We start from the raw sequence: 11,279 nt of genomic DNA on the forward strand, positions 1-11,279 counted from the left end.
CTCCTGGACCACCCGTCCCGTGACGGCTACGACCTGTCGGCGCTGCGGCTGGTGGTGACGGGGGCGGCGGTGGTGCCGCTGCAGCTGGTGGAACGTCTGAAGACCGAGCTGGGGATCGGGACGGTCCTGACGGCGTACGGCCTGTCGGAGGCCAGCGGGATCGTGACGATGTGCCGGCGCGGGGACGACGCGCAGGTGATCGCGTCCACGTCCGGGCGGGCGATTCCGGGGACGGAGGTGCGGGTGGTGGGCCCGTCGGGGCAGCCGCTGCCGCCCGGTTCCCCCGGGGAGGTCCTGGTCCGCGGCTTCAACGTCATGCGGGGCTACTTCGAGGACGCGGACGGGACCGCGAAGGCGATCGCCGAGGACGGCTGGCTGCGGACCGGGGACGTGGGCGTCCTGGACGAGGCGGGCAACCTCCGTATCACCGACCGGATCAAGGACATGTTCATCGTCGGCGGCTTCAACGCGTACCCCGCGGAGATAGAGCAACTGCTCATGCTCCACCCCGAGGTGGCGGACGTGGCCGTGATCGGCGTGCCGGACGCACGCCTGGGCGAGGTGGGCAAGGCGTTCGTCGTACGGCGGCCGGGGGCCGTCGTCACCGCCGACGACATCGTCGCCTGGTCGCGGCGGGAGATGGCGAACTACAAGGTGCCGAGGTCGGTGGAGTTCGTGGGGGAACTGCCGCGGAACGCGAGCGGGAAGGTGGTGAAGGGGGAGCTGCGGTCCGGGAAGGGCCCGCGTCAGTGATTCCGGGCCGGTGACTCCTGCTGTCCCCGGGCCTCGTGCAGAAGGGTGGCCTGCTGCTCCTGCTCGATCCTGACGTGCCTCATGGTCTCCTCCCCGTAGGCGTCCCTGAGGATCGGCCCGGCCTTCGCGGGGTCGGAGACGCCCACGACCACTGAGTCGGCGTCCAGACCGATCGACCAGATGCTGAAGTCCCCCTCCCAGCGCTCCATGTCATCGCTGATCCGGTCGACAAGAGCCTCAAGCTCGCGTTGGGCGACCTCGGTGTCGTACAGCCGTACGGTGACACCCTTCTCGGCGGCACCGCAGATGTCGGCGTCGAACCCCTCGGCCTCCTCGCCGGGGACGCGGTAGACGTGGGCGGTCCCGGTCTCGTCGTCGACGGCCAGCCCGGTGAAGATGCCCCGGTGCTCCTTGGCCGCGTTCTCGATGTAGGCCAGGGCCCGGTACAGCGGCCTGTCGTCGGGAGCGCTGCCCTTCGGTCCCTCCGCCTGCTTGCCGACGCACGTGTCGGCCGGCTCGTTCCCGCTGTCGGCCCCGGCGGCACCGGCTCCCTGGAGCACCCCGAGCGCCAGCACCGTGATGACGGTGCCCGTCGCGGCCCTGGTGATCCTGCGCTGGTTCATGTCGCCCCCTGGTGTCCTGTGGTGCTCTGCGTCCGTGGCGTTCGGCACTGGGACGTGGGAGGAGCCGGAGGGGTTCGTTCCGTTACCTGCTCGGTCGAGCGTCTCCCTGGCGGAGACGGGCGAGGGCGGCCCGGATCTGCTCGATCATGTGAGCGGGCCGGTGGAAGACGTCCTCGGCGGTGAACCGGAGGAGAGTGCGGACCTCCGGGCACTGGAGGACCTCGTTGAAGCGGGTGACGTCGCGGCGGTGGGACTCGCGGGTGCCGTGGTAGGCGTAGCCCTCGATCTCGACGGCCAGGCCCTGGGCTCGGAAGAAGAAGTCCAGGAAGCGGCGACGGCCGCCAGGAGTGATGAGTTCGGTCCGGGTCTCGGGGTGGAGGCCTGCGTCGTACATGCAGGCGGGCGATGGTTTCCGCGGGTGAGCCGGAGGCCGGGTCGGCCGACTCCGGCCGGCGGCGGGCCCTCCCGGCTCCGAGGAGCGGGGCTTCGAGCGCGGCGGAGAGCGCGGCCGGCGTGGTGAGAGGGGCTCGGCGGACGCGGTCACTCTCCGCCAGGTGAACGCCGACTCCACGGCGACGAGTGCGTTATCCCGCGGCCCCGCCCGCAGGAGGTCGGCGAGGGTGCGGGCGACCGTCGTCACCCGCAGCCCCTGCCGCACAGGCGCTGTCCGCAGCCTCACGAGTCCGGTGGACGACGGCCGACGGCACCGGCGAGCCCATGGCTCAGGCCCGTCTCACCCGCGGGGACGTCCCGCCGAGGTCAGGAGCTGCGTCGCCGCGAGCTGTGCGTACAGCTCGTCCTTGGCCACCAACTCCTCATGAGTGCCGACCGTGCGGACCCTGCCCGCGTCCATGACGACGATGCGGTCGGCGTCCGTGACCGTCGACAGGCGATGGGCCACCACCAGCACGGTGGTCTCGCGGGCCACCTCCGCGACGACGTCCCGCAGCGCCAGCTCGTTGACGGCGTCGAGCTGCGAGGTCGCCTCGTCCAACAACAGCAGGCGTGGCCTGCGCAGCAGGGCGCGGGCGATGGCGACGCGCTGCCGCTCACCGCCCGACAGCTTCGAACCGCGGTGCCCGACCGGAGTGTCCAGGCCATCGGGCAGGCGCTCGACGAGGCCGGCGAGTTTCGTCCGGGCCAAGACGTGGCGGATGTCGTCGTCCGTCGCGCCGGGCGCCGCGAAGACCAGGTTCTCCCGGAGCGTGCCGGCCAGCACCGGAGCATCCTGCTCCACGTATCCGATGGCAGATCGCAGCTCGGGCAGGGGCCAGTCCCGTACGTCCTTGCCGTCGACCAGGACCCGGCCGCCGGTTGCCTCGTGGAACCGCTCGATGAGCGCGAAGACCGTCGACTTGCCTGCACCGGAGGGGCCCACGAAAGCCGTCATCCCGGTGCCCGGCACCTCGAAACCCACCTGCCGATGGATGTACGGCAGGCCCGCACGATAACGGAAGGACACGTCCTCGAAGTGGACCGACGCCGGACCCGGCACCGCTGTCCCCTGCCTGGGCAGGACGCCCTTGTGCCGGTCGGTCGGCTCCGTCGACAGACGTTCCACGTGCGCGATCCGGGAGATCGCCGCCGCACCTTCCTGATAGGAGGACACGGCGTCGACCAGCCTGGACACCGGCTCGATCAGGTAGAAGAGGTACAGCAGGAAGGCGATGAGGGTGGACACGGGGATCTCCCCGGCCGCCACGCGCGCCCCGCCGACCCCGAGCACCGCGAGGAAGGCCAGCTGTACGGCGAGTTCGTCCGCCGAGCCCGCCACGGACTCCCACTTCGCGCCCTTCACACCGTGCCGCCACGCCCGCCGCGCCGCCGCCTCCACCCGGGCGGTCTCCCGCTCCTCGGCACCGGACGCCTTCACCGTACGGAACGCCCCGAAGGCCCGCTCCAGCGCGACGGAGATCTCCCCCACCGCCTCCTGCGACCGCTCGGTGGCCCGCGCGATCCTCGGCATCACCAGAGCGACGGCCCCGCCGACCAGCACGACCACACCGAGCGTCACAGCCAGCAGCACGACGTCCAGCAACGCCATCACCACGACCGCCGCGACGAAGGCCACCGCGCCGGTGGCCGCGGAGACGACCGCCTGGGTGCTGACCGCCCGCAGCAGCGTCGTGTCCGAGGTGACCCGGGACATCAGATCACCCGGCGGGATCCGCTCCCACTCCGCGACCCGCAGCCGCAACAGCCGTCCCACCAGGGTGCGCCGCGCGGCCAGGACCACCGACTCCGCCGTCCGCTCCAGCACATACGCGCCGAACGCCTCGACCGCCGTGCCCAGCACCACCAGCACGGTGAGCGCCAGCAGGATCCCGGCGATGGTCCCACCGGAGGCGAGCCGGTCCACCAGCACCTTCGTGGCCAACGGCTGCAGCAGCCCTCCGGCGGCCCCGACCAGGGCGCACAACAGACCGAGGGCGACCGCCCAACGGTGCGGCCGCACATACGCGCCCAGCGCCCTGACCGTCCCCCGGGCGGACAGGGACGTCTCATCCGTCGTCGGAGCGGATGCGGTGTTCACGAAGTTCCCTTCTTTGCAGTGTCGCGGCGTCACAACCCGGTACGCGGGCCGAAGTGCCGAGGAAGTCCTCGCGCCCCTTGTATCGGCGCGGTGTGTCATGCCTCCAGCCTGGAAGCCCGGCTGCCACGCGCCCATCCGGCAACCGTCGGGTCCACCCCCGCCAAGTGGCTGAACAGCACCGCCGTCAGGTCGCACCGGACCGACCGGTCAGGACGGGACTCCGCCAGTCGGCAGGGCGGTAGCCGCCGATCGGCGGGGGAGAGCCCGAAGACTGCCGGATGGTCCGTCCCCGGACGTCCACGCGAGGTTCTCCGTATGACACAGACACAGCCGCCGCAGGAGACGTCAGCTCCGCAGGAGAACTCGCCTCCACCGCCCCAAACCTCCCCCGAGTCTGCCGACCCGGCCTCGTCCGGTCCCTCGATGGGACGCCTCGTCGGGGTGGACCTGGCCCGCGCGCTGGCGGTGTTCGGCATGTACGTCGTGCACATCGGCCCCCCGCTGTCCGCCACGACCGGCGTCGCCAGCTGGATCCGATACATGTCGGACGGTCACTCGTCGGTCCTGTTCGCCACCCTCGCCGGGTTCTCGCTGATGCTGATAGCCGGCCGCCGTGAGCCGAAGACCGGCCTGGCGGGCCGGCAGGCGAAGGCCCGGATCGCGATCCGCGCCGTGATCCTGCTGGCCCTGGGCACCGTGATGGCGATGGAGTACGGGGGAGTGATCATCCTCGGCTTTTACGGGGTCTACTTCCTCCTCGCCCTGCCCTTGGTGCGCCTGCGCGCCAGGACCCTCGCGATCATCGCGGCCGCGTTCGCCCTCGTCGCACCGCAGCTGGCGTTCGTCCTCACCTCGCTGCTGACCCCGTCGGTCCAGCAGAGCATCAACACCTACGACCCGCTCCGCCACCTCAGCGAGGTGGGCGTGCTCGATCTGCTGCTCACCGGCTTCTACCCGGCGCTCACCTGGATGTCGTTCGTGATCGCGGGCATGGCGCTGGGCCGCCTCGACCTCTCCTCCAGCACAGTCCAGAAGCGCCTGGCCGCGCTCGGCGCCACCCTCACCGCGGCCGCCTACGGCATGTCCCTGCTGCTCGCCGGCAAGGGCGCGTTGCGGAGCCTCGCGGAAGACGGGCCGTCGTCCGGCGGCTCCGGGTCGATGCCCACCGGCAGCGGATCGATGCCCCCTGAGGGCGGGTCGTTCCCCGACATGCCCGCGTCGTTTCTCCTGAAGGCCGGGCCGCACAGCGGCACCACGTTCGACATCATCGGCAGCGTCGGAATCGTGATCCTCGTGATCGTGGGCGCGACGGTGGCAATGGACCGCCTGCCGCGACTGCGCCGCCTGGCCAAGCCGGTCATCGCCGTGGGCACCATGTCCCTGACCGCCTACGTCGGCCACTTCCTCGCACAGTCCGCACTGTCCACGCCCGCCGGAACCGGCACCCAGCAGTCCTGGCTGCCCCTGATCATGTACGTCCTCGGAGCCATCCTGTTCGCCGCGATCTGGTCCCGCTTCTTCCGCCGCGGCCCCCTGGAGTACCTGCTCAACACCGCCACCAAGCCGGCGAAGCACATCCGATGAGACGTTCAAGGCTGCCCCAGCACCACCTGGCGTGATGGGCGTTGGGGCAGCAGCGGCAGATGCTGGATCCGTGAGCGGCCCGGGCCGGGGTGGAGTGTGGAGGTTCCCACCTCGGCGGCCTCGCAGCCCGCCGGCCTCATCGACGCCCGAGGGCACGGGGCCCCCTATCGATCGAAGTCACAGTTTGGGCCAGGCTGGTCCCGTGCTGGTCCCGCGCTGTCGGGTGATGGTGCGGCGTCCGGTGGCCCAAATCTGCCAAACACCGCCTCTCACGCCTCCCGCGCCTGCGATGCCCCGTGTGCTTGCGGTGCCTGTCGGCAGGTGGAGCCCGGGTCCGCGGGCTCACCGCGCCGAGCCCACAGAAGGGCGCCCGCCAGTAGTGCAGCGCTCGACAGGAGCCAGGGCAACGGGCCTTGGGGGAGGGCGCCGACGGCCAGGCCCGCGAGGGCGCCGGCGAGTTGGAGGGCGAGGGACTGGACGGACAGCGCCGTGGCGCGGCCCGCACTGGTGACGCGGCGGTGCAGGAGGTCCCGCTCGCTCGGGCTCGCCGCACCGAGTCCGAGGTAGACGAGGCCGTACCCCGTGATGGCGAGCACCAGGGAGAGTGCCCCCGTGGACGCCGCGGTCACGCCGAGGAGCACCAGACCGAGGGTGCTGGTGCCGAGACCCGCCAGGACCGCACGCTCGCCGCCGCCCGATATCCGGGCGGTCAGCGGTGCGGCGTGGCTGCCGGCGGCCGAGCAGAGGAAGCCGGCGCAGGACAGGGCGGCGTAGAGGACCGCCCCCGATTCCGACGCGCCGGTGAAGGCCGCGGCCCGGCCAGGGGTGAGCAGTTCGATCGCGGCCAGGGCGCAGCCGACGGCTCCGGCGCTGAGCAGTACGCGGCGGACCAGCGGATCCCGCCCGCCCAGCCGGAGTCCGTCCGCGACGGTGGCGGGGATACCCCGAAGCGCCCCGCGCAGCGTGGCTGCCGGCCGAGGGGGTTCCCGCAGAGCGGTCAGGACGTAGAGGACGAAGGCGATCTCGACCGTCGCGCCCAGCAGCAGAGGGACGGAGAGGGGCAGCACCACGTGACCCGTCGCCGCGCTCAGCCGGGCGCCGATGTCCGGGCCGAGCCCGAGCAGCCAGGGGAGCGTGCCGCCGAACAGGGTGCCGGTCGCGAGCGCGGCAGCCGTCGCGGCGGAGCCGTGGGCCAGTCCGGTGCGCAGGTCGGCGCCGGGTCCGCCGTGCGCCTGGACGGTGTCGACGTACCAGGCCTCGGCGGGGCCGCTGGACAGAGCGCGGCCCGCGCCCGCGAAGGCCATACCGGCGGTCAGTACCCAGGGAGCGGTGCCCAGGCCCTCCAGGGTGAAGGCGGTCAGCATCAGCAGGCCGGCGGCGGCCAGGACCGTACGGCGGCCGAGGACGTCGGACAGTCCGCCGGTGGGCAGTTCCAGCGCGGCCACGGTCAGGGAGTGCACGGCGAAGAAGCCGGCGATGGCGGCGGGGGACATACCGCGTTCGGTGAACAGCAGGACGAGAGGGGCGATGGTCAGGCCCAGCGGAAGCCAGAAGAGCGCGCAGGCCGTGACGTAGCGGTGGCGGGCTCGGCGTAAGTACGGCGTCTCGGACCCGGGGCCGGTTCCTGTACCGGTCATGACGCGCCCTCGCCTTCCGTCGCGGTGCGCGTGGCGCTTTCCGGTTCCCCGTCGCTGGGGAGCGGGGCGAGAGGCAGCCCGGCGGTGACGAGCACGACCTGCTCGGCGCGGGGGTCCTCCGCGTCCCGGGCGGTCAGTTCCTCGAGCTTGCGCTCGAACACCTCCCGGAGTTCGGTCAGCGACTCGGGGGTCAGCCGGGGCATCAGGTCGCTGATGCCGGACGCCTCCGTCCACTCCCTGCCCAGCCGCCCGGCGGCGAGGTCCTCCTCGTGCCGGGCCAGGGACGCCGCCAGGTGCTCGATCTGGCGCCGACGCGCCAGGCCGACCCAGGCGCGGCCCGCCGGGGAGGCCTCCATGGCCTCGTTGTCCCAGGAGGTCACGGTGTGCACCGACTGCCAGCGGCGCTCCCGCCCATCACGGTGCTCGGCCTCGGCGATGAACGCGTACTTCGCCAGAACGCGCAGGTGGTAGCTGGTGGACGCGGACGACTCGCCGGTCCTGACGGCGAGTTCGCTCGCGGTGGCCGGGCCGTCCTGCCGCAGCAGCCCGAGCAGCCGGAGCCGCAGGGGATGGGTGAGGGCCTTCAAAGCCGCCGTGTCCCGCTCGGGGTCGAGGATGCGCCGGTGCTCTTGGCTGGGCATAAAGGGAGAGTAGGTCTCCCGGGGAGCTTTCCAAAAGTACTTTTGCAGAATCAATTTGGGAAAGGTGCCTGCATCGGCGCCTGGTCGTCTCTGCTGCGGCTGTACTGTGAGGCCGTCATGGAAACAGCTCGCCAGTACGACGTGCATGAGGCCGAGTCCCCCTGGCCCGAGGTGAGGCGGATGGGACGAGGGTCGCTCCGAGGGCGGATTCACATCGCGGATGACTGCGACGAGCTGCCGGACGACATCGCCGACGCCTTCGGGATGCGCTGACGCGGCTGCTACCGGAATTCATTCGCAGCGCTCGGCCTTCAGGCCGGTGATGAAGCAAATCTGAACTCCACCAGCTTGCACTCGAAGTCCGTGCACACCGACCGCATGATCTCCTCCATACGCCTCACGTGGGCATCGGTGAACACCTTGTGCCGGAACTTGGTCACGAAGACCAAGTGCACATGCATCACGAAAGCACAGTGACGACCAGTTCTGTGCCCGCGTCGTGTTCAACGACGCGGTCCGCGCCCGTGAAGACGCCCGAAAGGCCGCCCAGCCGTTCCCGACGGCCGGTCAGCTGTCGAGGAAGTTGATCACCGAGGCGAAGCGGACAGCGGAACGGCCCTGGCTGGGCGAGGTCTCCGCCGTCGTCCTCCAGCAGTCCCTGCGGGACGCCGAGAAGGCGTACCGCAACTTCTTCGCCTCCCTCAAGGGCGCGCGCAAGGGACCGAAGGTGGGCCCGCCCCGGTTCAAGTCCCGTAAGGACACGCGGCAGTCGATCCGGTTCACCGCCAACGCCCGCTGGAGCATCACCTGCAGTGGCCGTCTGAACCTGCCGAAGATCGGCGCGGTGAAGGTGAAATGGTCCCGCACGCTGCCCGCCACCCCCACCTCCGTCACCGTCGTCAAGGACGCGGCCGGCCGGTACTTCGCCTCCTTCGTCATCGACACCGACCCCGCCGCCGACCTGGCCCGGATGCCCGAGACCGACCGCACCATCGGCATCGATCTCGGCCTGACCCACTTCGCGGTCCTCTCCGACGGCACGAAGATCGACTCCCCGCGCTTCCTTCGGCGCGCGGAGAAGAAACTGAAGAAGGCCCAAAAGGAGCTGTCCCGCAAGCAGAAGGGATCAAAGAACCGCGCCAAGGCCCGCCTGAAGGTCGCCCGCGCTCACGCCAAAGTCGCTGACGCACGCCGTGAGTTCCACCACCAGCTCTCCACGAAGCTGATCCGCGAGAACCAAGCAATCGCCGTGGAGGACCTGTCGGTGGCGGGACTGGCCCGCACGAAGCTGGCCAAGTCCGGCCGGTTCACACCGACCTCCCAGACCTGCTCCACCTGCGGCGCCGTCGACGGACCCAAACCCCTGAACGTCCGGGAATGGACCTGTACCGTCTGCGGCGCCGTCCACGACCGGGACACCAATGCCGCGATCAACATCAAGACGGCCGCCGGACTGGCGGTATCGGCCTGCGGAGCGCCGGTAAGACCAGGAGCAATCCCGGCACAGCGCGAAGAAACAGGAAGCCACGGATTCCCCACCGGAAACCGTGCCGCGTAGCGGCACGGCAACCGGTTGGGGAAGGCCAGAATCCTCGCCCTTCAGGGCGAGGAGCAAGTCAATCGGCCATGCGTGTCACAGAGCTCAACCGGCACGTGCTGCCGCTCATGTTCTCCCCGTCCGCGGGGACGTAGGCGGCGGCGACGTCCAGGGTGTCGGAGGAGTCGGCGGGGACGGACGGGATGAGGGAGCCGCTGGTGCGCACGACCTTGCCGTCCGGGTCCTTGAAGGTGACCTTGAACCCGTACGTGTAGGTCGTGCTGAGGCTGCTGTTGGTGGCGCGGACGCGGGCGACGAGGCCGCGGGCCGCGTCGAACTCGCAGGTCTCGATCTTCACGTCCTTGGCGGCGCGGCCCGAGCCGGTGCCACCCGTGGAGCCGGACGTGCCGCCGGAGCCCGACGTGCTCGTGCCGCCCGTCGTCGTGGTGTCGTCGTAGTCGTCGTCCTTGCCGACGTCACCGGTGGTGCTCCCGGTGGAGCCACCACTGCTGCTGGAACTCGACGACGAGGAACCGGAGTCGCAGCCACCGCCGTGGGAACCGCGGGCGCCGGTGAGGGCCATGACAGCGATACCGAAGACGGCGACTGCCCGGACATGGCGAAGTTTCACGTTCTTCAACCCCCGTTGAGAACTGTCGTGTTGGCATTGCACCCGCACACGGAGGAAGCCCCCCGTGGCAGGTGCACGCCACCCTAGCAGCGCTCCAGGAGGCTCCCGGACACTCCAGGAGTGCCCGGCCGCACCGGCTGGCCGGTCGGTCGGCTACGCGGCGTCCACCATGGCGTCTACGTGGTCCGAGCGGTCCCCGTGCCCTTCTCCGCGTCCAGCGCGTACACACAGCGGTCCTTGCTGCACGCGTACACCACCCCGTCCTTCACCACCGGAGAACCCGTGATCTCGCCCCCCGTGGCCAGCTTCCAGCGGAGGCGACCGTCGTCGGACTTGAGGGTGTAGAGCAGGTGGTCGGTGGAGCCGAAGTGGATGCGGCCGTCGGCGACCGCGGGGGCGCCCACGATGTCGCCGCCGGCCTGGAAGCGCCACTTCGGGGTGCCGGTGACCGCGTCCAGGGTGTACAGGCCCTTGCCGCTGCCCACGTGGACATGGCCGGCCGCCACCAGGACCTGGTCGACCGACGCCCGGGACTCCGTGGCGATACGCCAGCGGTCGCGGCCGTCGGTCGCGTCGAGGGCGTACACCGTGCCGAGGTAGTCGGCGAGGTAGACACCGCCGCCCGTGACGGCGGGACCGGGTACGAACGTCGGCGCGCACAGGAACACCGCCGGAGCCTCGAAGTGCCAGCGCACATGCCCGCTCGCCACGTCGACGGCCAGCACGCGCGAGCCCGCGGAGATGTACACGTAGCCGTCCGACGCGTATGTCAGACGGACCGGGACGCCCCCGCACGAGGCCGCGTCACCGATGGGGTACGACCAGCGCTCCTCGCCCGTACGGGCCTCCAGGGCGCGCAGCCGGGCGTCCTTCCAGACGTACACCGTGCCGTCGTGGATGACCGGACCCGCCTCGGGGGACTCGAAGTCGGTCTGGGCACCTGTGATCTCCCAGAGCTTCTGGCCGTTCGAGGCCTCCCACGCCTGGACGCCGCCGCCGCGCGTGCCGGTGACGACGGTTCCCTTGTCGGCCTGCAGCGAGTACACCCAGGCGTCCACGGACAGCCGCCACAGGTCGGTGCCCTCGCGGGAGTCCAGGGCGAAGAGGGTCGGTCCGTCCGAGGCGTGGATACGGCCGTTCGAGACCGCCATCGACCAGGCCACGTCCCGCGTCTTGAAGCGGCGGCGGCCGGTCGCCACGTCGAGGGCGTGCACCTCGAAGGAGGTGACGTAGACGAGGTCGTCGGCGACCGCGGGGGTGCCCCAGACGTCGTTCGACATACGGAAGCGCCAGGGACGCCAGCCGGCCCCCTCCGGGGGCGCGGGCGGGGCGGTGGGCGC

At 71.1% G+C, this 11,279-nt stretch carries 10 protein-coding genes and 2 pseudogenes; 4 read left to right on the forward strand and 8 right to left on the reverse strand.

Annotation, left to right across the window (positions count from 1 at the left end):
• A partial coding sequence (locus tag FNH04_RS31480) for an AMP-binding protein (RefSeq protein WP_152789179.1) occupies positions 1-753 on the forward strand: 753 nt, incomplete at its 5' end.
• Here FNH04_RS31480 and FNH04_RS31485 read toward each other — a convergent pair.
• The 3 genes from FNH04_RS31485 to FNH04_RS31495 form a co-directional block, all read right to left on the reverse strand.
• Positions 747-1,376 (reverse strand): hypothetical protein, encoded by a 630-nt coding sequence (locus FNH04_RS31485; RefSeq protein ID WP_152789180.1) that lies wholly within the window; start codon positions 1,374-1,376, stop codon positions 747-749. The two genes, FNH04_RS31480 and FNH04_RS31485, sit on opposite strands and share 7 nt — an antisense overlap.
• Positions 1,377-1,458: 82 nt before the next feature.
• Positions 1,459-1,770 carry a hypothetical protein gene (locus tag FNH04_RS31490; RefSeq protein WP_152789181.1) on the reverse strand — a complete coding sequence of 104 codons (312 nt, stop codon included), beginning with the start codon at positions 1,768-1,770 and terminating at the stop codon, positions 1,459-1,461.
• A gap of 339 nt (positions 1,771-2,109) precedes the next feature.
• Positions 2,110-3,909 carry an ABC transporter ATP-binding protein gene (locus FNH04_RS31495; protein WP_322724382.1) on the reverse strand — a complete coding sequence of 600 codons (1,800 nt, stop codon included), beginning with the start codon at positions 3,907-3,909 and terminating at the stop codon, positions 2,110-2,112.
• A 423-nt stretch (positions 3,910-4,332) separates the two neighbouring features.
• Between FNH04_RS31495 and FNH04_RS31500 the strand changes: the two genes are divergently transcribed.
• Complete coding sequence (locus FNH04_RS31500; protein ID WP_152789183.1) at positions 4,333-5,493, forward strand: DUF418 domain-containing protein; 1,161 nt, start codon at positions 4,333-4,335, stop codon at positions 5,491-5,493.
• A gap of 269 nt (positions 5,494-5,762) precedes the next feature.
• Here FNH04_RS31500 and FNH04_RS31505 read toward each other — a convergent pair whose 3' ends face one another.
• Positions 5,763-7,130: an MFS transporter gene (locus FNH04_RS31505; protein WP_152789184.1), complete on the reverse strand. Its 1,368-nt coding sequence runs from the start codon at positions 7,128-7,130 to the stop codon at positions 5,763-5,765.
• The gene (locus FNH04_RS31510) at positions 7,127-7,771 is read right to left on the reverse strand and encodes a helix-turn-helix domain-containing protein (RefSeq protein WP_152789185.1); all 645 of its coding nucleotides are present in this window, start codon (positions 7,769-7,771) and stop codon (positions 7,127-7,129) included. The genes FNH04_RS31505 and FNH04_RS31510 overlap by 4 nt, the downstream gene beginning before the upstream one ends.
• Positions 7,772-7,888: 117 nt before the next feature.
• On the opposite strand from FNH04_RS31510, the gene FNH04_RS46775 reads away from it, so the two are divergent.
• Positions 7,889-8,044, forward strand: a complete 156-nt coding sequence (locus tag FNH04_RS46775) for a hypothetical protein (protein ID WP_194236875.1) — start codon at positions 7,889-7,891, stop codon at positions 8,042-8,044.
• Between the two features lie 62 nt (positions 8,045-8,106).
• Here the strand turns inward: FNH04_RS46775 and FNH04_RS31515 are convergent.
• A pseudogene (locus FNH04_RS31515) lies at positions 8,107-8,232 on the reverse strand (transposase); the annotation flags it as partial.
• 26 nt (positions 8,233-8,258) lie between these two features.
• Between FNH04_RS31515 and FNH04_RS31520 the strand changes: the two are divergent.
• Positions 8,259-9,329 (forward strand): annotated as a pseudogene (locus FNH04_RS31520) (RNA-guided endonuclease InsQ/TnpB family protein); the annotation flags it as partial.
• 58 nt (positions 9,330-9,387) lie between these two features.
• On the opposite strand, the gene FNH04_RS31525 reads toward FNH04_RS31520, so the two are convergent.
• Positions 9,388-9,939, reverse strand: a complete 552-nt coding sequence (locus FNH04_RS31525) for a hypothetical protein (RefSeq protein ID WP_152789186.1) — start codon at positions 9,937-9,939, stop codon at positions 9,388-9,390.
• Positions 9,940-10,115: 176 nt separating this feature from the next.
• Positions 10,116-11,279 (reverse strand): outer membrane protein assembly factor BamB family protein (locus FNH04_RS31530; protein ID WP_152789187.1); only part of this gene is annotated, 1,164 nt, incomplete at its 5' end.

The organism is Streptomyces phyllanthi (assembly GCF_009377205.1).
In the GTDB taxonomy this organism is placed as follows: Bacteria; Actinomycetota; Actinomycetes; order Streptomycetales; family Streptomycetaceae; genus Streptomyces; species Streptomyces phyllanthi.

Coding starts and splice junctions, on each gene's coding strand:
- FNH04_RS31485 (WP_152789180.1), bottom strand. CDS start 1,376: ATGAACCAGCGCAGGATCACCAGGGCCGCGACGGGCACCGTCATCACG.
- FNH04_RS31490 (WP_152789181.1), bottom strand. CDS start 1,770: ATGTACGACGCAGGCCTCCACCCCGAGACCCGGACCGAACTCATCACT.
- FNH04_RS31500 (WP_152789183.1), top strand. CDS start 4,333: ATGGGACGCCTCGTCGGGGTGGACCTGGCCCGCGCGCTGGCGGTGTTC.
- FNH04_RS31505 (WP_152789184.1), bottom strand. CDS start 7,130: ATGACCGGTACAGGAACCGGCCCCGGGTCCGAGACGCCGTACTTACGC.
- FNH04_RS31510 (WP_152789185.1), bottom strand. CDS start 7,771: ATGCCCAGCCAAGAGCACCGGCGCATCCTCGACCCCGAGCGGGACACG.
- FNH04_RS46775 (WP_194236875.1), top strand. CDS start 7,889: ATGGAAACAGCTCGCCAGTACGACGTGCATGAGGCCGAGTCCCCCTGG.